The sequence below is a fragment of the Agathobaculum sp. LCP25S3_E8 genome, assembly GCF_052117165.1.
Taxonomy (GTDB): Bacteria; Bacillota; Clostridia; order Oscillospirales; family Butyricicoccaceae; genus Agathobaculum.
In genome coordinates this window covers 13,175-34,661 of sequence record NZ_JBQKJR010000014.1, presented here as the reverse complement: position 1 = coordinate 34,661, position 21,487 = coordinate 13,175, and the positions used below count along the sequence as shown (strand labels likewise).

Genomic DNA, 21,487 nt, shown 5'->3' with positions numbered 1-21,487 from the left:
CTCATTTCATTTGCAGTTTACCACTGCTAACTGCAATTGTCAAGCAGTGACTTTGAAGTTTGTCAAAACTAACCAACACCCTACAGTTAGCAACTGCTAATTTCTCCATTTCTGTCAGACAAGGAGGAAGCCCACGGCTGTTGTTCCGGACAGCCGCGGGCTCATGTTGCAGGATACCGTGCGGTATCCCCTTGGGGTTTCCCCCGGGACAAGAAAGGATATTTGTATCATAACCGTCGCCGTCGCGGCGGGTATGACCTATTTCTTCGATGGAAACCAACGGTTTCCATCGAGAGAACGCACCGCGTTGCACGCGGATGCGTTCACCGCTTCGAAAAGTTCCGACACGCGAAACTTTTCTCCGCACTTGTCTAAAAAGTGTGGCGAAGCGCACACTTTTTATAATTTTCTGCATAATTTGCAGAAAATCTATCGAATGGCGCGCGATGCGCGCAGGATAAGGTCGAGTTTAATAGGCGGCAAAGCCCTTGCCGAACTCACGGCACTGGTCGAGCATCGCCTCGTCCGGCGTCTCATGCGCCATCAGGCCTTCGTCGGTATAGACGTTGGCATTCGCATCGTTTGCGCGCTGTACCCAGTCGCGCATCCACTGACCGTCACCCCAGCCGTACGAGCCAAACAGCGCCACCTTGCGACCGCCCAGCTTGCTCTCCAGCTCGGTGAAAAACGGGTCGAATTCCGCCTCTTCCAGCACCTCAGCGCCCATTGCCGGGCAGCCGAGCGCCAGCTTATCGTACTTCGCAGCGTCAGCAGCGCTCACCTCCGCTACGTTCATCAAATCGCACTCCAGACCTCCCGCGCGGATGCCTTCCGCAATAGCGCCTGCCATCTGCTCGGTGTTGCCGGTCTGGCTCCAGAAAATTACTGCTGCCTTGCTCATATGGTTCAAACCTCCTAATGTAGATAATACTGATAAAAAAATAACGCTTTATGCCGCAGCGAACACTTCGAGCAGGGTTTCTCCCTGTTCCACACGTGTTTTCACTGCATGGCACACCCGCGATAAGCGGTCAAACAAACGGGTTGCGGCCTCTGCGTCGCCGTATACCTTCCAATAGCCGCACAGCTTGCAGCCACGGCCTTCGTTGCGGATAAAACCCATGACATCCTCAATCGGATAGCCCAGAAACAGCCCGATTTCGTGCGGAAATCCCGGCTGTGCGGCAATCCGCCGCCGCAGGCCGTCCAGCAGAGTTTCCAGCGGCGCACCGGCTGGATAGCCGAACTTTGTCAGCACCCGTTGCACCCGCGCCTCCGCCATGCGCTGTTCCAACTGCTTTTTGTGATACACCAGCAGCAGAAAACGTCCGCGGCAGGCACACAGGACCTCAAATCGAATGCCGCGCCGGGCAAATGCCGCCTGATAGATAAGTAGCTGCTGCGGCAGATTGGGATACTGCATGCGGTCGAAGGAGACCAGACTCGCGGGCTTGATTCCGGCGAGTGTCGGCGAACAATAGGCCGCCAGCAGGTAATCGAGCTGATGATTCATGCGCAAATGCTCCTCCCGTGTCCTTCGCTCCGCCTGTTTCCTGACCGGCAGGCGCAGCTGCGGTTAGCCATACGGCCGCGCCTATCTACCGGTCATCTCTGTTCGAATCATGCGCAAAATGCAGAGGAAGTTTTGTATGTGTTACCGGATCCGTCCCGTTCCGCGTGGATGGTTCCAGTCGGTCTGCCTATCAGTAAGCCTTGGCTAACCTGTATATAAGTTAGCATATGCTAACCGGTATGTCAAGCGTTTTTTTGAAATTTTTTCTGCGCCGTTGCCAAATGAAAAAGGCTGCTGAAAAACCGTGTTTTTCAGCAGCCTTTTGCTGTTAAGATAACTCGCCTGTACGTGCCGTTATTCGCTGAGCAGCATGCGATCGTTTTCGATGTTGAACTTCTCGAGCAGCTCGCGCACGGTGAGGTTTTTCTTCTCCTCGCCGCGGATATCCACCACCACGCGGCCCGCGTCCATCATAATCAGGCGATTGCCGTACTGGATGGCGTTTTTCATATTGTGTGTGACCATGAGTGTGGTCAGGTTATCGCGCGCAACAATCTCCTCGGTCAACTGCAACACCTTGTCGGCCGTCTTGGGGTCGAGCGCGGCGGTATGCTCGTCCAGCAGCAGCAGGTCGGGCTTTTGCAGCGTCGCCATCAGCAGTGTCAGCGCCTGTCGCTGACCGCCGGACAGCAGACCGACCTTGCTGGTCATGCGGTCCTCCAGACCAAGGCCGAGCGTTGCGAGCTTTTCCCGGTAAATCTTGCGCTCCTCGTTGGTGATGCCGTAGCTCAGGCCGCGCCGCTTGCCGCGGCGATAAGCGAGCGCGAGATTTTCCTCAATACCCATGGTAGCCGCCGTGCCCATCATCGGGTCTTGAAACACACGGCCGAGAAAGCGCGCGCGCTTGTGTTCGGGCAGACCGGTTAAATTGAAGCCGTTGAGTCGAATCAGTCCGGCGTCCACCGGATACACGCCCGCAATCAGGTTGAGCGTGGTGGACTTGCCCGCACCGTTGCCGCCAATAACCGTGACGAAATCGCCGTTTTCCAGCGTCAGGTCGAGGCCGTCAATCGCACGCTTTTCGTTGACTGTACCTGCGTTAAACGTCTTATAAATGCCCTTCAGTTCAAGCATTATCCTCGCCTCCCTTTGCATCAGCGCTTGCCTTGGCGATTGCTTTGCCTGCGCCCTTGAAATACTTGCCTTTCCAGTAGGGGATGGCAAGGAAGATGGCCACGACCGCCGCGGTAATCAGCTTGAGGTCGTTGGTGTCCAGACCGAGCGTGAGCACGAGCTGGATAACAATGTAGTAAATGACTGCGCCCAGTGCGACCGACAGCAGCTTGAGCGCAAAGTTGCGGAAAATACGGCTGAACAGCACTTCACCGATGATGACCGCCGCCAGACCGATAACAATGGCGCCGCGGCCCGCGTTTACGTCGGCGAAGCCCTGATACTGGCAGTACAGCGCGCTCGACAGCGCGACGATGCCGTTGGAAATCATCAGGCCGAGCACCTTGTTAAAGTCAACATTGATGCCCTGTGCGCGGCTCATGTTCGGGTTTGCGCCGGTTGCACGAATCGAGCAGCCGAGCGAGGTACCAAAGAACCAGTACAGCACCGCAATGACGACAATACCGAACACTGCTGCGACAAAAATCGGGTTTTCGAGCGTCACCTTTTTGACGTTGCGCAGCGATACCAGCAGGTCAAAATTATCCGGATTGATGGCCATATTTGCCTTTTTGCCCATGATGCGCAGATTGATAGAAAACAGCGCAAGCTGCGTCAAAATACCGGCGAGGATGGCCGGAATCCCCATGAAGGTATGCAGCACACCGGTAATCAAGCCCGCAAGCATGCCCGCCAGGAACGCGCACAGCAGCGCCACCCAGACGTTGACACCGTTCGTCATCAGCACGATGCATACCGCGCCGCCCGTGGCCATCGTGCCGTCTACGGTCAAATCAGCCAGGTCGAGCACCTTGAAGGTGATGTACACACCGATCGCCATCAGGCCCCAAATCAGGCCCTGTGCCACCGCGCCGGGCAGCGCGGCCAGCAGGTTGGAGAAAAAATCCACTTTCAATGCCCCCAATAATATCATCTGATAAAGTGCGAAAGCACATTCATTAGTATAGCAAAAAAAAGCGGAAAAGGAAAGCCCTTTCCGCTTTTTTTGTCTGTTTGATGTTGCTTAGCCTTCGATAGCGGTGTAATCATCCGGCACGGTGATGCCAAGCGCCTCGCAGTTGGCTGCATTGTACATCTTGGTGAAGTTCGGCGCGGGCTGGACTTCCATATCGCCCGGATTGGTGCCGTTCACCAGAATGTCGTACGCCATTTCGCCGGTAATCTGGCCCAGCTCATAGTAATCGATCGACAGGGTTGCCACGCCGCAGCCTGAGCAGATGCCCTGCTCGCCCGCAACAACCGGAACCTTGGCCGGCAGAACGACATTTGCAATCGCTTCCGTGCAGGAAGCAGCGGTGTTGTCGGTCGGGATGTAGATTACATCGCTGGCAGACGCAGCGTTCTGCGCAACCGAGGCAACGTCGTTAGAGTCGGTGAATGCGTACTCGGTGCAGGTGTAGCCCATGCCTTCCAGAATCGGCTTGATGGTGTTAATCTGGTACGCAGAGTTCGGCTCGCCCGAGCAGTACAGCAGGCCAACATTCTTCGCATCCGGGAACAGCTCCTGCAGCATCTCCGCCTGACCGTCAAGCGGCGCAAGGTCGGTCGTGCCCGAGATATTGGTGCCGGTCTTGCCCGTCCAGTCGGTCACACCCAGCGCAGTGCCGTAGTCCGAAACCGAGGTGCCAAGAATCGGGATATCCGCTGTTGCCGCCTGAGCCGCCTGCAAAGCAGCCGTAGCATTCGCCATAATCAGGTCCACACCGGAAGAAACAAAGCCGTTGACAATGGTTGCGCAGTTGGCCGAGTCACCGGAAGCGTTTTGCAGGTCGAACTCAACCGAGCCGCCGTCCGCCTCCACCATCTCCTTCAGCTTATCCTGGAAGCCCTGCGTCGCGGCATCGAGCGCCTCGTGCTGTACCAGCTGTACAATACCAACCTTGTAGCTGCCGGCAGTGCCGCCTTCGGCTGTGTCGTTCGTATCCGTGTTTGCGGTATCGTTGTTGGTGCCGCCGCAAGCGGTCATGGTCAGGGCCATTGCGCCGGCCATCAACGCGGCGAGTAATCTCTTCTTCATGTGAAAACCCCTTTTCTGCGTAAAATACGTGTGAAGGAAAGGTGAAACCCTTTCCGCTTTTACAGTTTAGCAGTTAAAAGAGTTTTCGTCAAGTCCATTGCTTACTTTTTTCGTAGAATACTCCTTTTGCCGTCAAAACAAACAAGAAACGCATTTTAAATTGTTAACAAATTGTTAGCATTAACCAGAATCAGTTGACCATTCCGTACCGGCATCGTAAAATAGAGACAGAATCCACAAGGAGGACATACGATGAACATCTCTTTTTTCCTCAAGCCCAAGGCAGAGGTTTCATACTTATCCGCGGATTGCCCCGTGCGGCAGGCACTCGACGATATGATGCAGAGCGGTTTTACCGCTATTCCAGTTATCGACCCCAAGGGACGCTACACCGGCACCATCACCGAGGGTGATTTTTTGCGTCTGGTGCTGAGCCACACCTCCGAGCAGCTCGACCACATGACCGTCGGGGAGGTGCCACGGCGCATCCGGCACAGCTCGGTCGGCATTGACGCGCGCATGGAGAACATGATTGAGCTGGTCTCCGCACAGAATTTCGTCCCCGTAACCGATGGACGCGGGATGTTCTGCGGCATTATTACGCGGCGCGACGTCATCCAGTTCCTGCGCGATTCCTGCAAAAAGAAGTAAACTGCTTTATGGTATAGCAAAAGCCGTCCGGCATATGCCGGACGGCTTGTTTTTGCGAAAAAGACGTTATTTCAGCTGTACGCGCTCGCGCACTGTTCCGTTGACTGACAGGGCAATCGTCTGTGTGGTATACCCCGTGCAAGCAATCTGCGCCATATAGCTGCCGCGCTTGAGGCTGAACGAAGCCGTGCCGTCCGCACCGGTGGTGATGCTCTGGCCGCCGATGGTAACCACCGCGCCGGGAAGCGGCGCACCGTATACATTGGTCACAACAATCTGCGCCGTTTCCAGAATTTCACCCGTCAGTCTGACTGAGCGGGTGCCACCGGAGACGGTTGTGGTCGTAGAAACTGCCTCCGTAAAGCGTGCGTGGGTTGCGGTAATCTTATAGGTGCCGCTCTTGACATAAACCGTCGCTCTGCCGTATGCGTCAGTGGAAGCGTTTTGTGTCGCGCTGCCTTCCGAATTGCTTTCCGGCACAAATGCAACGGTCGCACCCTCAATCGGCAGACCGAGGTCATCCACTACCATTGCCGTCAATGCATAGGTTGTCACATAGTTGACCCGCAGCATCGGATTCCGTCCGTTGGACATCACAAAGGTCAAGCTGGCATAAGACGCACCATTGGCCCCCAGGTCGGCTATTGCAGACTTGCTGATCGTAACCTGGTTGCCGTCGAGCTTATACTGCCAATCCTCTTCCAGCGTTTTTCCGTTTGCCGTAATTTTCTGCAGTTTTGCGCCATCCGCAGGACTGAGCGTTACCGTCAAATCCTGATATCCTGCCGAATTGACGTTGGAATCAAAATCCAACTCCACCGGAGAGATGCCGTTGACCGGCGCGGTATCCACTACATTCAGCGTGCAGGAGAATGTCGTTCCTTTATTGGGTACAAAGGTAATGGTATAGGTACCCGTGCTCTTTTTCTCCAACTCTTCCCGCAGGAAGGTAACGACGCCGGTAGCGGAATCATAGAGATAATCCACACCGCGCTCCAGCATCGTGCTGCCAAGTTTAATGGAATCCAACAGCGTACCCGCAGGCAGGACAACCGTTGCCGTTACATTGGAATAATTGGGAGACTCTTTATACTTGTCAAAGGTAATCTGGGACGGGCTTACCGCGCTGAGAGCGGAATCGCCGACCAGAATACCAAGCGAAGCCCGGGAACTATCCGCAAACACCAACTCGGCGGTATGTACACCGGCGCTGAGCGTTTTCAAATAGGTCTTATATATGCGGATGCCGTTTTTATCGGTCTGCAAGTTATAGTCTGTGCCCAGTACCAGCGCCTGACCGTCCACGGACATACGGATCAGGTCATTTTTGTCCGCATTGAAGGTGAAATCATAGGAAAACGCAATCCCATTCGGATTGTTGATATCAATCGACAGGTTGGACGGGGAGATAGAAACACCCGTCGATGCGGAAACCGACTGACCGGCGATAACTGCGGTCACGCCGCCGCCCAGAGAATAGGTATCGGGCTTCATAATCAATTCGCAGCCGGATGCGGTAATCACCGCAGACTGAATCGAACCGCCGCCGGTGACAGTTGTTTCACCGTTTGCCGTCAGCTCACCGATAGACGTGCTGCCCGTGGTCAGAATCGAGGTCTTACCCGAGGTGGTCACATCCCACACGGTGGCGTCCAACGTCAGCGACAGGTTGCTGCCGGTGATTGCAAGGTCGGCAAAGCCGCCGGCCGATGCCGCAAGATTGGATTCGGTCAGCGCCGCGGAGGTCTGCACATCGGTCTCACCGACGTTGCTGTTTCCCGTGCAGGTAATCTGCGGCGTCAGTCCGAGCGAATTGGACACCGTCATATGCAGCGCGGAAGTACCGTCCAGCGTCACATTGCCGCTGCTGACAATAATATCGCCATTGACCGTGACATTGGTCAGGTTGACGCTGCCGGAGAGCACGCCCTCCGTGATGAACAGGTTGCCTTCAATCGTTGCATCGGACAGCGAACAAGGCGCGGAAATGGTCACATTCTTGGTATCGGTGTTCAGATTCTCCCCGGTATAGGCTTTTCCCGAGGTGTTGAGCGAAGAACCGACGAAATAATACAGAATCTTGGCAATTTCGCCGCGGGTGATATTGCCCTGCGGCTTAAAGGTGCCGTCGGTATATCCGTTGATATAGCCCAGCGCAACCGCCTCAGCCACATAGGACTTGCTGTAATTGCTCAGCTTCTCCTTGTCCGAAAAGCTGTTGAGCTTGGACAGGTCGGCGCTCGGCGTATACTTGTGCAGACGGCCGAGAATGGTCGCCGCCTGCTCACGAGTCAGCGTGCCGTCCGGGTCCATCTTATCATTGCCGACGCCGTTGATGTAGCCATACTTGACCGCAATCTGCACCGTCTCATAATAGAGAGAGTTGCTGCTGACGTCGGAAAAATTTATCGAGGCTTTTTCCGTAAATCCGAAAGCGCGGTTGATATAGCGCATGAACTCCCAGCGCCGAATCGCCTGATCGGGCGTGTATTCGCCTTCTGAAGACGGGTTAATAACCCCAATTTCATTCATCTCCAGCAGGTACGGTTTTGCCCAATGGTTTTCGATGTCGGAAGCAGCAAACGCCGCCGGCAGCGTGCACAAAAGCAGGGCAACCGCCAGCACGGCGGATAAAAATCTTTTCACAGCTATCACCTCTTTGGTTTCATTATTCCTATTTTACCATCATTTTCGTCATTTGTGTACTGTTATTTTACGGGAAACAGCCAGATTTGCCATCATCTGACACGTCTTTGCTTTCGGACGACATCCGCCCCCCGTTTCTCATACCGATGAATCCGCTTAAATCATGGTCAGGAGCTTGGCAAACTCTGCGCGGGTAAAGCCGCGCGACGGCTGAAAAGTACCGTCGGTATAGCCCTTGATAAGCCCCTTCTGCATGCACAGCACAACCGCGGCACGGCGATTTTCCGGAATCTCTGCCGCGTCCTTGAACGAGGCAAGCGTCTCATCGACTGTCTGGTCGTTCGGCAGCATGCTTCCTTGCTGCACCAGCACGTTAGCAAACAGCTGCGCTGCATCCGCGCGCGTCATCATGCTGGTTGGCTGAAAATCCTCCTCCAGCCCCTCGAGCAGACCCGCGGACCAGACTGCGCTGACCTCTTCGGCATACCACGCATTTTCGTCAATGCCATCCATACTTTCGCCGTCCGTTTCCAGCGACAGACTGCGCGCAATCGTGGCGCAGACCTCTGCCTGCGTGATTTGCTCGTCCGGACGGAATTTGCCATCCGCTCCCTGCATCAGCTTCTCTTGGGCAACCTGACGGATATACTCCGCCGCCCAATGATTGGTCTTTACGTCAGAAAAGCCCGCCACAGTGGTTGCCGGTTTGACCAGCGGCGTATTGAGCGCCAGATAGCACGCGCTCTTGGTATCCACTGCGTCGCCCAGCTCCGCGAAGGTCAGCAGGTAGCTTTCGGTATAGGCGCGGCATGTCTCGCTTGCATATTCATTATAAAAGTAGGTCACGCCCTCCGTGCTCATGCGCGGAAAGCTGTACAGATACATCTCATGCTCCTCGGGCAGCAGCTGCTGGACGGTATCCAGATAGCCGCTGACGAGCAAATCGCTGATTTGATACTGTTCTCCCGTGCGCAAATCAAAAGCTAAGCTCTCGTTCCATACCGATGCACCCGCGCCCTTTCCGCTGATACAATTGGCCCAAACCACCAGCACCGAGCCTTCGACCGATGCGCCGTAGCTGCCCTCCAGCGCTTCATACTCCGCAGTGACCGATGGCCCCTTGAGGAAAAACGCGCGAATTGCTTCGTTGATGGTTTTCTGCACCTTTGTGTCGGATAGGCCGCTCAGCTCCGGAAAATCCACATTCCAGCCGTGCTCGGTTCCATCCGCCTGATAGCCCATGAATTTTTCGTAGTGCACGGTCTTTACCGTGAGGCCGCTGCCCAGTTCGAACGATTTCGGCTGCTCCAGCAGTGTGTTTCCGGTAGATAGATTGATGTATTTAAGCGTACCGTCCTGCGTCACACGCACAACATTTTCGCTCAAAAGCGTCGGATTTTCGGCGTTTTTCAGGCTGGTGAAGTAGCCGCCGTTCTTTTTAAAGAAAATCAGGCTGCCGTCCGCCGTACCGTGCCAGGACAGGCCGTAGCGCAGCTGGCTGAAGCCGCCGACATAACTGCTCACGCGATAGGCCACGTTACCGTTAGCATCCACCGCAGCAGCCGATCCGTCCGCGCTGCGGGCGGCATACAACCCCTCGCCCATATAAGAAAGGTAATAATAAGTCGGCTCGGTCAACAGCTTGCCGGATGTATTGATCATCCCCCACCGGTTGCCCTCGCGGACCATTGCCACGCCATCATCAAATTCGCTGATCTCACTGTATTTGAACACGGTCAGATAATCGCTCTGGGAAAGCGAATACAACGCCTTGGCCATGCCGTTGGACAAAACGATAGTATCCTCGCCGAAGATGGTCATATAGCGCGGCTCAATGCCACTTTCCAACGTGTATAGCGTCTGTCCCTCGGTGTCGATGGCCAGATACTGCCCATCCGTTGTGCAAACCAGTGCGCGGCCACCGGAAAAGGCGCCCGCATCCTTAAATTCACCCGCAAACGCGGCGCTTCCGTCCTGCGTCACATAGGTATACAGATCGGACGCCGGACTTTTGCAAAGCAACAGTCCATCCTCAAAAAAGCCCACCGCTCCCGCATAAGAACCGATTTTTTCTCCTTCCAGCGTATAGTACACACTGTGGTCGGCATAGCGATAGGCAATCGCGTCATCCGAAAATTCGACCGATACCGGCGCGTCGGTATAATCCACGACCAAGTGACCCTCGCGGTCAATTACCGCGGTCCGCCACTTGTCATCCTCAACCGCCGCCAGACCGCATGCGTCAAATTCCCCGGCCTGCGTATAAGAAAACGACAGCATGGTACGTCCCTCTTCATCCAGATAACCGTATCGGGTTACACCGTCGATATCCGTACGCTGTGCCGGGAAGATTGTGCCGGCTGCCGAAGCACCTATTATCATAAGAAACGCCGCAAACAGGGCGGAAATGGTTTTCTTGAGCATAATTTTTTCCATCCTTGGGTGATTGATATATAAATTATAGCCTTTTCCTGCATGCCGCTCAATAGCAGGCGAAAAAGTGTAACATTTGTGACATAAGCGCGTGCAATATTACATTTTTATTGCAGCGCCGTCCGCTCTGTCGCACGCGCAAAAAACCGTCCCCTGACAAAAGGGGACGGTCGTTTTTCATATTTTCCCTGTCGCACAAAATTTGGGATTATTCCTGTGCGCCCGGCGCATGCTCCTGCCCAGGGGTGTTCTCCGCATTTCCGGCATTTTCCGCATTCTGCGGCTTATGACGGCGGCGTCCTCCGCGGCGACGGCGACGGCGCGGCGCTCCTTCTGCAGGCGCCATGCCTTCATCGGACTGCTCTCCCTGCACCTCATCCGACAAATCCTCGGCGGCGTTCTGCTGCTTTTGCTGCTTGGCAGCCTCCTGCTCCATGCGGCGGCGCTCCTCCGCCATGGCGGCGGCGTTCTGCCGGTTGCGGCACGCGCCCTTGACCACGCAGCAGTCCGTGCACTGGAATTCGGTCAGCGAATGCTCAGGGCTGTCATCGAGCTGTACCTTGCAGGTGCCGCGCAGCATCTGGGTCGTGATGACCTTGCCGCGTCCTTCGGGCGTATCGACAACGCTGCCCTGCTTGGGGGTCACCTTTTGCAGCTCGGCATAGGCCTCATGCTCGTATTTCAGACAGCACATCAAACGGCCGCACACGCCCGAAATCTTCGCCGGGTTGAGCGACAGGTTCTGGTCCTTCGCCATGTTGATCGAAACCGGATGGAAGTCCTCCAGGTACGAGCAGCAGCACAACTCACGTCCGCAGGTGCCCAGACCGCCTATCATCTTCGCCTCATCGCGCACGCCAATCTGGCGCAGCTCGATGCGCGTGCGGAACACACTGGCCAAATCCTTGACCAGCTCACGGAAATCCACGCGGCCGTCCGCGGTGAAGTAAAACAGCATTTTATTCATGTCGAACGTGCATTCCGCCGTGACCAGATTCATTTCCAGCCCGCGCTCTTCGATTTTGCGCTTGCAGATAATAAACGCCTCATCCGCGCGCTTTTTGTTGCGCGCAAGCGTCTTTTTATCCGCGTCAGTCGCCACGCGCACCATGCGCTTGAGCGGCTGGACAACCGTCTGGTCGGGCATCTCTGTGTTGCCCTGTACGCACTGACCGTATTCCAGCCCGCGCGTCGTTTCCACGATCACGTCCTCGCCCGCGGTCACCGGTGTGTCCTGCGGGTCAAAATAATACATTTTTCCGCCCGCTTTGAAACGGACTCCAATAATCGTTGTCAAAAACTGATCCTCCTACATTATAAAAAGCAGATGCGGTATGCATCGCTTGTCAGCGCGTTTGTCACCGCCGCCGCCGCTGCATTGCGGGAGACGCGGTCGGTCAGCACGCTCAGAAAATCGTATAGCTCGAGCAGGCGCGCCGCGCTTGCCGCGCTTGCCAGCGCCTGCGTCTGTCCGCGCAGCGCCGCTGCAACCGGCGGCTGCGGCAGCCCTTTTCCGGCAAAAATCGCGTCCCGCAGCGCGCTTTGCAGCACGCCGATAATGCCCAGCAGCGCACGGCGCGGTGTCTTTTCCAGTGCAAGCGCCGCCAGCATCATACGATCCTCGCGGCGTTGGGCCAGCGCCTCCAGATAGGGAGCAAGGAGCGCGGCGGCTTCGCCGTCCCCAGTCGCTTCCTCCTGCGGGACCAGCGTAAACTTGGTGCAGCGCGAACGCACGGTCTGCAACAGCGTGTCGGGCTGCTCGGCGGTCAGCACGAAAAAGGCGTAAGCCGGTGGCTCTTCCAGCTCCTTGAGCAGCGCGTTCTGCGCCATGGGGTTTAAATTCTGCGCGTGACGGATGACGGTCACGCGGCGCGCGCCGTCGTTGGGAATGATGGCGTCTTCCGCCTTCAGCCGGCGCGCAAGGTCGACTTTCAGTTCGCTTTCGCCCTCGTCGATAACAGTCAGGTCGGGATGCACGCCCTCGCTGACCTTGCGGCAGGACAAACACGTCCCGCACGGGCGCGGTCCCTCGCTTTCGCACAGGATACCTGCCGCCAGCACGTCCGACCAGGCCGCCAGCGCCGCAGAATCGTCCCCCGAGAGCAGCACGGCCTGCGGAAAACGGTCGGCCAGCGCATGTTTCAGCGCGCTTTTCAAGGCCGCGTTGCCCGGCAGCGCGTCAAACGAAATCACAGCTTTTCAAAGCGCTCGATGTTCAAAACGAACACGGTCGCGCCGCCGACCTCGACCTGCACCGGTGTGGACGGGAAAAAGCCCATGCCCAGCTCGGCGGTGGTGGGGATGATCTGCTTGCGCGAGGAGGAATGCTCGCGAATGATGTCGAAGCATTCGTCCAGCTTGGACTCATCCAGACCGATCAGAATGGTGACATTTCCGGCCTTGAGGAAGCCGCCGGTGGTCGCCAGCTTGGTAATCTGGAAGCCGGCTTTCATCAGATTATTGATTACGTCCTGAGCATCATCATAATTGATGATCGCAAGTACCATTTTCATAGAAAAACTCCTCCTTTGAGGTAAATCAGCTGATCACAACCGTGATCTCGCTGATTTCATTGTACCATCTTTCGCGGATAAGTTCAATGTGCGCACGGGTAATTTTCTCTCCCGGCCACAGCAGCGGCACGCCGGGCGGATAGGGCGTGACCGGCCGGGCACACACCAGTCCCTCGGCGGCGGCAAGTTCGACGCGTCCGGTCTTGGCAAACCATGCGTCCCGCACGGACATCACCCGCTCGGCAGGCGGGAAGGGCGCGGCAGGCGCGGGCAGCAGCGTCTCATGGCGGCGGCGCGAAATATGGCGCAGGCCGCGCCGCAGCCGGTACACCGCCGTACCCGAATCCGCACAGGTCAGAATACACACCACGTTGCGGTCATCCGCCATCTCACAGGCCACGCCGTACTCGCTCCACAGCATATCGGCCAGCTGATGCCCGGTCACATCCGTGCCCGCGGTGCACACGGTCAGGCGGCAGGGGTCGAGCACGGGATAGTCCTCCATGGTCAGCGCCGTAAATCCTGTGCGCCGCAGCACGTACTCGCGCAGCTCGCCGCAGGTTTCGGCGGCGCGGCGGTAGGCGGCGCGGCCCGGCCCCTCGGTATAGGCGCGGGCAAGGTCGATGGACGCCATGATGGGGTAGGAGGGGCTAGACGTGCCGAACAGGGCGGTATTTTCGCGCAAAGCGCGCTTATCCACACTCGGACCGCTCAGAACCACCGCACCCTGTCCCAGACAGGGCAGCGTCTTGTGAATGGACAGCACCGCCAAATCCGCGCCCTCGGCGACCGGCGTCGGCAGACCGACGGCAGGAAAGTGCGCGCCGTGCGCCGCATCCACCAACAGCATTTTTTCGTAGGCGCGGCACAGATCGACAAACGCCGGGATCGCGCGGCACACACCGTAATACGTGGGGGAGGTGAGAAGCACGGCGCGAATGTCGGGATGGGCAATCAGCTGCTGCTCCGCATCCGCGGGCGCGAGTGCGCCCGAAATCCCAAACGGCTCCACAACCGGTGCAGAGATAAAATAGGGCGTGATGTCGAGCAGCGCGCAGGCATGGCACACCGATTTGTGACATTCGCGGTCGAGCAGCACCGCGCCGCCGCGCCCGACCGCAGTAGCCAGCACGGACAAAATGCCCTGCGTCGAGCCTCCGGTCAGGAAAAAACAGTCGGACGCGCCGAAATACCGCGCCGCGGCTACCTCCGCATCACGAATCGGGCCGTCGCCCAGATACAGATTGCCCGTGCCGTAGGTTTCGGTAAAATCGATGGCAAACACCTCGGCATAGCTGTTGAACAGCGGCTCTCCCTTGTGGCCGGGCATGTGAAAACGCGCGGAATCACCGGTTGCGAGCAGCTGCAAAGCGTGAAACAGCGGCGCGTTGGTAAATGGCAGCAGGCGGTTTATCTGTCGGTGGCTGAGCTGGGTGCGCTGGCTGGGCTGGCGGCGCCGGAACATGGCGACCTCTCCTTTCGCATCGCAAATTTTTGCACAGGCCTGTGCAAAAACCTGCGGCATTCCTTTCTGATTTCTGCCTTAGTATACCATATCCGTCCAAGTCCTTGCAATCGGATACCGTTTTCGGTAATACTGCAGCATCTGTCCATAATGTGCAGACATTCGTCTTTTTCCGGCGGAATTTTGGTTTAATTTCCCGTAGTAAATCCCTATTCCTTATATTATAATGGATATTGCATTCCTATACGGAACAGCACGCTGATTTATTGAAAGGCAGGTTACTATCACTATGGCTGACAATCGTATCTACAATTTCTCCGCTGGTCCCTCTATGCTTCCGGTTCCCGTGCTCGAGCGCTGTGCATCCGAAATGCTGAACTACAAGGGCTCAGGCATGTCCGTCATGGAGATGAGTCACCGATCTAAGGTATATGACGGCATCATCAAGGAGACCGAGGCGGCGCTGCGCCGTGTGCTCTCCATTCCGGAGAACTACAAGGTCCTGTTTCTGCAGGGCGGCGCGACGACCCAGTTCGCAGCGATCCCGATGAACCTGATGAAAACCGGCAAGGCGGACTACGCCATCACCGGCAACTTTGCCAACAACGCCTACAAGGAAGCTGTGAAGTTCGGCGACATCCATGTGGCGTTCTCCTCCAAGGAGGGCAACTTTGACCGCGTGCCCACGCAGGCAGAGCTGGATATCCGTCCGGACGCGGATTACTTCTACATCTGCGCCAACAACACCATTTACGGCACCGAGTATCAGTACGACCCCGAGACCCCGGCGGGTGTGCCGCTGGTGGCCGATATGTCCTCGAACATCCTGTCCAAGCCGGTTGACGTTTCCAAGTACGGCGTCATCTATGCGGGCGCACAGAAGAACATGGGCCCCGCAGGCGTGACGGTTGTTATCGTGCGCGAGGACCTGCTGGGCAACTATCCGCTTGAGAAGTATCCGGTCATGCTGGACTGGAAAACCATGGCCGACAAGGACTCCATGTACAACACGCCCCCCACGTACGGCATCTATGTGCTGGGCCTCGTGCTCGAGTGGGTTGAGCAGATGGGCGGCGTGAAGGTCATGCAGGAGCGCGCCGAGAAGCGCGCAAGCATGCTGTACGACTACCTCGACAGCCAGAACTTCTACAAGGCGGTTGCCGAAAAGGCATCCCGCAGCCACATGAACGTCACCTTCCGCACCGGAAACGACGAGCTGGACGCGAAGTTTGCCAAGGAATCCGCAGCGGCCGGCATGTCCAACCTCAAGGGCCACCGTTCGGTCGGCGGTATGCGCGCTTCTATCTACAACGCGATGCCGATTGAAGGCGTAGAGTACTTAATCGACTTTATGAAGAAGTTCGCAGCAGAAAACGCGTAAACGCCTATAGGAGGTACCCAGTACCCCCTATATCCAAAAATCAGTTCCGGAAAACTGATTTTTGATACCCCCGGCCGCAGCCCAAGACCGCTGAGTCGGGGTCAAATTTCCAAGGCACCTGTCCTTGGAAATTTGTTATTTTATATCGCTTCGCTTCCAAAGAGCGCAACATAAGAAGATAAGAGGAGTGTATTCCCATGTATCAGGTAAAACTGTATAACAAGATTTCCAAGGTGGGTCTGGAAAACCTCGACGCCACCAAGTACACCTGCTCGGAGGACTTTACGGATTATGATGCCGTCCTCGTCCGTTCGGCCAAGCTGCACGACGTCGAATTCCCCAAGAACCTCAAGTGCATCGCGCGCGCGGGCGCGGGCGTGAACAACATCCCGCTCGACCGCTGCGCACAGGAAGGCATCGTCGTATTCAACACCCCGGGTGCAAACGCCAACGCCGTCAAAGAGCTGGTTGTCTGCGCGCTGATGCTCGCTTCCCGTAAGATTGTACAGGGCGCAAACTGGGTAAAGAGCCTCGCCGGCACGCCGGACATCGGTCCGGCTGCGGAAAAGGGCAAGGCCACCTATGCCGGCCCGGAAATCTCCGGCAAGCGTCTGGGCGTCATCGGTCTGGGCGCCATCGGCGTCAAGGTTGCCAACGCGGCGGTTGGTCTGGACATGGAAGTCTGGGGCTACGACCCGTATTTGTCGGTTGACGGCGCGCTGGCGCTGTCCCGTTCTGTCAAGCACGTCACCGAACTGGATCAGATTTTCGCCAACTGCGATTACATCACCATCCATGTACCGCTGACGCCGGACACCAAGAACACCATCTGCGAGGAGTCCATTGCCAAGATGAAGGACGGCGTGCGCATCATCAACCTCGCCCGCGGCGAGCTGGTCGATGTGGCTGCCATGGCAAAGGCACTCGAGAGCGGCAAGGTTGCGGCGTATGTATCCGACTTTGCATCCGATGAAATTCTCGCACAGGAAAACGCGGTCACGCTGCCGCACCTCGGCGCATCCACGCCCGAGAGCGAAGACAACTGCGCGAAGATGGCGGTCAAGGAGATTTCGGATTACCTCGAAACCGGCACCATCCGCAACTCGGTTAACTTCCCGAACCTTAAGGTTCCCTATGAGGGCGGCTACCGCGTCTGCATGATCCACAAGAACATCCCGAATATGATCGCATCCATCACCGCCGCGGTCAAGTGCAACATTGAAAACATGGGCAACCGCTCCAAGGGCGACTATGCATACACCATCGTCGACCTTGCCGAGCAGCCCACCGAAGCCAACCTCGACGCGCTGCGCGCAATCGGCGGTATGATTTCGGTTCGTGCAATCTGATTCCTCTTTATAAGAAAAAAGCCTTCCGCCGCAGCGGAAGGCTTTTTTATTGCACTCAGTCATAGATGGATTCTACATCCCAACCGATAATATTGCCGGTCGTAGCATCGACGCTGAATTCATACTCCATGGTGTTGTAGATGATTTTGCCTTCGTACTCGAGGCGTCCGTCATCATAGTCCAGCTTAAATTCATAGATATTGGCCGTGCTTGCGCCCGGAACCTTCGCCAGCGCAATCTGCTTGGCGCGATCTGCGGAGATGGATGCCGTCTGGCCGCCAATGCTGCCCGTGCCGGTCGTGCCGCCGGTCGAAGGAGCATATCCTTCTGCGTCATAGTCGTAGCTCAGGATTTTGCCCGTAGAAGCGTCGATTTCGTAGTCATATTCCAGGTAGCCCGTGCCGGAGCGATAGATAAACTCGATTTCATAGACCGTTCTGCCGTTCTCCCAGTCGGACCGTGCCTTAACAAAGGTCACCTGAGATGCAGTCTTGCCCGCATGATTGAGCGCGGTCTGCTTGGCCTGCTCCAGCGTTACCGAACCGGTGGTCGTGCCGGTGTTGCCGCCAACGTTGCCGGTGTTGCCCGTATTGCCGCCGACATTACCGGTATTCCCCGTGTTGCCGCCCGAAGAGTTGTTCGTATCAAAATCGGTCACCTGACCGCCTGCCGTGCTGCCGGAAATCGATACGGTCTGGGTTGCGCCGTCCCACGATACGGTCTTGCCCATAATCTCGCCAATCGCGCGGATCGGCAGGTAGATCGAGCCGTTATACAGCGCAGGATCAACCTTCTGGCCGTTTACATTATAGAACGTGCGTGCCGTGCCGTCGATCACGATCGTGATGCCCGGCTCAATGTCCATCGTAATGTCCTGCGTCACCGCATTACGGTCCGGCGTGCCGGTTGCATCCGCCGTGACGCGCGCGCCAGCGATGGTAGCGGTGTTGGTTGTGCCGTCCCAGTTGACGTTTTTGTCCATCAGTTCGCCAATCGAACGAATCGGCACATAGGTCGTGCCCGCGTAGCTAATCGGATGCACTTCCTGACCCTGCACGTTATAGAAAACGCGCTCCACGCCGTCAATCTTGACCGTGATATCCGGGCTCAGCTCCGCCGTTACCGAGTAAGAGCCATTCGCCGCGCCTGCCGCGCCGCACAGCAGTGCGGCCAGTGCCATTGTACAAACCAGTTTTTTCATGTCATTTTCCTCCTTATTGTCCTCATTTTATGGTTAATCGAATACAGATTCCGCGTCCCATTCTTGAATGGCGCCGCTGTATGCGTCGATTTCAAAATCGTACTCCATACCCTCGTAAATAATCTTGCCCTCGTATCTTAGCTTGCCGTCGTCGCGGTCCAGATTCATGCGGATGTCGTTCTCGGTCGCGCCCGGCACCTTGGCCAGTGCAATCTTACGAATATCCGCCTCGCTCAGGGTTTCACCCGAAGCGGAAGCCGTGTTCTGCTTTGCTGCGTTGTAGTTTTCCGCATCATAGTCGAAACTGCGAATCTCACCGGTTGTGGCGTCGATTTCATAATCATATTCCGAACCGGTTGCAGCAACATAAAACTCGACTTCGTAAACCAGCACGCCATTCTCATAATCCTGCTTGGCCATCAGGAACGACGTGTCGCTCTCGCTCACGCCCGCATGGTCCAGCGCAATCTGCTTAGCGCGGGCCTCGTCGACCTCACCCGTCTGCGCCGCAGCGGTTGTGCCATTCGAAGCACCTGCGGCAGCGGTACCATTCGTACCGGTCGTCTGCGATGCGGCACTGTTCGATTCAATCACCGCACCGGTCATGGCGTCAATCGCATAGCGGTAATCCGTGTTGCCCGCCGTGAAATCCACCTCATAATATGCAATGCCGTCCTTTGTACCCAGTGAAACACCGGAAAAGGTTGCCTGATTGGTATCTACCTGCGCGGCGGTGACTGCCATGGTCTTGGCCGCGTCCTCACCGATATATCCCATCTGTGCACTGCTTTTGTGGGTGGGCTGGCTGCAGCCTGCCAACGCGACGGTCAGCATTGCCGCGGCGGTAAACATCAGAAACTGTTTTTTCATCCTGCTCACACCTTTCGTTTGAGTTCATATACAGAATACCAGCCCAACATTAAAAAAATATTAAAAGAGTAAATTTTTCGAAAAATTTTTTTACGCCTCGTTTCCGCCGCTTTCTTCCTGCTGACCGGCAGGGAAGCGGAGGGTAAAGCAGCTGCCCACTCCAGGCGCGCTGTCCAGCGTTACGGCACCGCCGTGCAGCGCGGCAATCTGACGCACCATGGTCAGGCCCAGCCCGGTGCCGGCCTGTCCGCTGCGCGACGGCTCCACCTGATAGAACCGCTGCCAGATTTTCTCCTGCTGCTCCCGGGCGATGCCGATGCCGTCATCCCGCACCGCGAGCACGACATCCGCCTGCTCCTGCCGCAGAGAAACCCAGACATGCCCGTCCTGCCTGCCGTACCGCACGGCATTGCCAATCAGGTTCTGCAGCAAACGGCTCATCAAGGTCACGTCAAATCGGGCCTCCACCTCCGGCTGAATATCGGTTTGCAGCGTGATATTCTTGGGGAAGGAGGGCTGCTCCGTGCAAACGACCTCCACCAAGCCGCTCAGGTCGGCCCATTCAAAGGACGCGCGCTGTGTGCCCTGCTCCAGACGGGTCATCTGCAACAGCTGCGCGATAAGGTCGGACATTTTGCCCGCCTGCCGTTCAATTACCTCGATGGCCTGCGCATATTGCTCGGGCGTTTCGGCATGCCGCCGTGCGTCCTCACATTGGGCGAGAATGACCGCGGTCGGCGTGCGCAGCTCGTGGGAGGCATCCGAAGTGAACTGCTTTTCCGACTCGAAAGACGCCTCCAGACGAACAAACATGTTGTCAAAGGCCTGTCCCAGCCGGCTGATCTCGTCTCGTCCCGGGGGCAGACCGATGCGGCGGGACAAATCGCGGCCCTCTCCGATGTTTTCCGCCGCACGGATGATGCTGTCGATGGGGCGGAAGGTCGAACGCGCCAGCAGATAAGCGCCCAGACCGCTGACCACCACCATCAGGGGCAGAATCAGCAGCGCAATACCGGTCATATCGTCCAACACGTCGGCTACGTCCGGCGTCTGGATCATGCCGCGCACCCACGCGCCATCCTCCCAGCTGAACGGCAGCCAGAAATCCAGCACATAATAATTCCCGTTGTTCCCTTCCGCCGCGCGGATTGCGCCGTTTTCAAACGGCAGCGTATCCGGGAAAGACAGCGGCAGCTGTCCAGCCAGCAGTGCGCCGCTGCTGCTGTAAACCACGGTATACACGCCGTTTTTTGTGAAAGAAAAATCCTCGCTGAATGTCAGACTGCCGTTTTCCTTGGAAATACCGCTCAGATTCCCGCGCACGGTGCTGGTCAGTTGTTCATAAGCGTTCTCGGTGACGACCGAGCTGCTTACCACAACCATGAACACCAGCACCGACGTGGTGAGCAGCAGCATAAGCAGCGTAATCCACAGGGTCAGCTTCTGCTTGACGGAAAATCGCTTCACGGCTCCTCCTTTAAAATCCAGCCCGCGCCGCGGACCGTATGCAGCAGCTTTTTGTCAAAGCCGTTGTCGATCTTTTTGCGCAGATAAGTGATATACACGTCAACTACATTCGATCCGCCCGTATAATCATAATTCCAAATATGATCTTCCAGTCGGGCGCGGGAAATGACCGTGCCCTGATGCTGCATCATATATTGCAGAATGGCATATTCCTTGGCAGACAGGCGGATCTCCTTGCCGCCGCGCGTGACCGTATGGCTGCCGGTATCCACGGTTAGATCGGCCAGCGTGAGCACGCTGGTCTTTTGCGTGCCGTATTTGCGCGTCGCCGCGCGGATGCGGGCGAGCAGCTCGTCGAAATCAAAGGGCTTGACCAGATAATCGTCCGCACCGAGATCCAGTCCCTCAATGCGGTCCTGCACACTGTCGCGCGCAGTCAGGAAAATCACCGGCACAGCGCTGCCCTGCGCGCGTACCGTGCGCAGCACCTCTCGTCCGTCCTTTTTGGGCATCATAATATCCAAAAGCAAACAGTCGTATTCCGCTCCCAGCAGATAATCCAGTGCGGCATCTCCGTCAAAGCAGGCGTCCACACTGTATCCCGCGCGCTCGAGCGTCCGGCAGATCAGCCGGTTGAGATCGCGCTCGTCTTCCGCTACCAGAATTCGCATAAAACCCCCTCCTCTTTTTTATTATAGTCCCATATCATACCATTCGGCAAGGGGAGTATTGCGCCTGACGCTTGCGTTTGTTCGGCCGGTCGGCTATAATAAGGATAATACCGACA

The 21,487-nt window shown here is 56.7% G+C and carries 17 protein-coding genes and 1 pseudogene; 3 read left to right on the top strand and 15 right to left on the bottom strand.

Annotated features, from left to right (window positions below; genetic code table 11):
- Positions 1-469 precede the first annotated feature (469 nt).
- From ACTQ34_RS07135 to ACTQ34_RS07115, 5 genes are all read right to left on the bottom strand, one after another.
- Entirely contained in the window at positions 470-901 is a 432-nt protein-coding gene (locus ACTQ34_RS07135; protein WP_441363174.1) for a flavodoxin, read from the bottom strand.
- Positions 902-949: 48 nt separating this feature from the next.
- Positions 950-1,513: a DUF3793 family protein gene (locus ACTQ34_RS07130; protein WP_441363173.1), complete on the bottom strand. Its 564-nt coding sequence runs from the start codon at positions 1,511-1,513 to the stop codon at positions 950-952.
- A gap of 354 nt (positions 1,514-1,867) precedes the next feature.
- The gene (locus ACTQ34_RS07125) at positions 1,868-2,647 is read right to left on the bottom strand and encodes an ABC transporter ATP-binding protein (RefSeq protein ID WP_441363172.1); all 780 of its coding nucleotides are present in this window, start codon (positions 2,645-2,647) and stop codon (positions 1,868-1,870) included.
- Positions 2,640-3,596, bottom strand: a complete 957-nt coding sequence (locus tag ACTQ34_RS07120; protein WP_441363171.1) for an ABC transporter permease — start codon at positions 3,594-3,596, stop codon at positions 2,640-2,642. The genes ACTQ34_RS07125 and ACTQ34_RS07120 overlap by 8 nt, the downstream gene beginning before the upstream one ends.
- Before the next feature lie 114 nt (positions 3,597-3,710).
- Positions 3,711-4,724, bottom strand: coding sequence for an ABC transporter substrate-binding protein (locus ACTQ34_RS07115; protein WP_441363170.1), 1,014 nt, complete (start codon positions 4,722-4,724; stop codon positions 3,711-3,713).
- 252 nt (positions 4,725-4,976) lie between these two features.
- Between ACTQ34_RS07115 and ACTQ34_RS07110 the strand changes: the two genes are divergently transcribed.
- Positions 4,977-5,375 carry a CBS domain-containing protein gene (locus ACTQ34_RS07110; RefSeq protein ID WP_441363169.1) on the top strand — a complete coding sequence of 133 codons (399 nt, stop codon included), beginning with the start codon at positions 4,977-4,979 and terminating at the stop codon, positions 5,373-5,375.
- 66 nt (positions 5,376-5,441) lie between these two features.
- Here ACTQ34_RS07110 and ACTQ34_RS07105 read toward each other — a convergent pair whose 3' ends face one another.
- The 6 genes and pseudogenes from ACTQ34_RS07105 to ACTQ34_RS07080 all read right to left on the bottom strand — a co-directional run bounded on the left by ACTQ34_RS07105 (position 5,442) and on the right by ACTQ34_RS07080 (position 14,432).
- Positions 5,442-8,021 (bottom strand): X2-like carbohydrate binding domain-containing protein, encoded by a 2,580-nt coding sequence (locus ACTQ34_RS07105; protein WP_441363168.1) that lies wholly within the window; start codon positions 8,019-8,021, stop codon positions 5,442-5,444.
- 156 nt (positions 8,022-8,177) lie between these two features.
- A complete protein-coding gene (locus tag ACTQ34_RS07100) occupies positions 8,178-10,445 on the bottom strand; it encodes an S-layer homology domain-containing protein (RefSeq protein ID WP_441363167.1) in 2,268 nt (755 codons plus the stop codon).
- A 499-nt stretch (positions 10,446-10,944) separates the two neighbouring features.
- Positions 10,945-11,751: pseudogene (locus ACTQ34_RS07095) on the bottom strand (PSP1 domain-containing protein); the annotation flags it as partial.
- Positions 11,752-11,768: 17 nt separating this feature from the next.
- Entirely contained in the window at positions 11,769-12,647 is an 879-nt protein-coding gene (locus tag ACTQ34_RS07090; protein ID WP_441363166.1) for a hypothetical protein, read from the bottom strand.
- Positions 12,644-12,967: a cyclic-di-AMP receptor gene (locus ACTQ34_RS07085; protein WP_441363165.1), complete on the bottom strand. Its 324-nt coding sequence runs from the start codon at positions 12,965-12,967 to the stop codon at positions 12,644-12,646. Before ACTQ34_RS07085 ends, ACTQ34_RS07090 begins: the two co-directional genes overlap by 4 nt.
- A gap of 25 nt (positions 12,968-12,992) precedes the next feature.
- Positions 12,993-14,432, bottom strand: a complete 1,440-nt coding sequence (locus tag ACTQ34_RS07080; protein ID WP_441363164.1) for an aminotransferase class I/II-fold pyridoxal phosphate-dependent enzyme — start codon at positions 14,430-14,432, stop codon at positions 12,993-12,995.
- A gap of 289 nt (positions 14,433-14,721) precedes the next feature.
- Here ACTQ34_RS07080 and serC point away from each other — a divergent pair, with 289 nt between their 5' ends.
- Together serC and ACTQ34_RS07070 are read left to right on the top strand one after the other, a co-directional pair.
- Complete coding sequence (serC, locus tag ACTQ34_RS07075) at positions 14,722-15,813, top strand: 3-phosphoserine/phosphohydroxythreonine transaminase (protein ID WP_297275842.1); 1,092 nt, start codon at positions 14,722-14,724, stop codon at positions 15,811-15,813.
- Between the two features lie 197 nt (positions 15,814-16,010).
- Positions 16,011-17,162, top strand: coding sequence for a 3-phosphoglycerate dehydrogenase family protein (locus ACTQ34_RS07070; protein ID WP_441363163.1), 1,152 nt, complete (start codon positions 16,011-16,013; stop codon positions 17,160-17,162).
- A 55-nt stretch (positions 17,163-17,217) separates the two neighbouring features.
- Here ACTQ34_RS07070 and ACTQ34_RS07065 read toward each other — a convergent pair whose 3' ends face one another.
- From ACTQ34_RS07065 to ACTQ34_RS07050, 4 genes are all read right to left on the bottom strand, one after another.
- Entirely contained in the window at positions 17,218-18,363 is a 1,146-nt protein-coding gene (locus tag ACTQ34_RS07065) for a stalk domain-containing protein (RefSeq protein ID WP_441363162.1), read from the bottom strand.
- Between the two features lie 33 nt (positions 18,364-18,396).
- Complete coding sequence (locus tag ACTQ34_RS07060; RefSeq protein ID WP_441363161.1) at positions 18,397-19,233, bottom strand: PepSY domain-containing protein; 837 nt, start codon at positions 19,231-19,233, stop codon at positions 18,397-18,399.
- Positions 19,234-19,323: 90 nt separating this feature from the next.
- Positions 19,324-20,700, bottom strand: a complete 1,377-nt coding sequence (locus ACTQ34_RS07055; protein WP_441363160.1) for a sensor histidine kinase — start codon at positions 20,698-20,700, stop codon at positions 19,324-19,326.
- Positions 20,697-21,371, bottom strand: a complete 675-nt coding sequence (locus ACTQ34_RS07050) for a response regulator transcription factor (protein ID WP_441363159.1) — start codon at positions 21,369-21,371, stop codon at positions 20,697-20,699. The genes ACTQ34_RS07055 and ACTQ34_RS07050 overlap by 4 nt, the downstream gene beginning before the upstream one ends.
- Positions 21,372-21,487 lie beyond the last annotated feature (116 nt).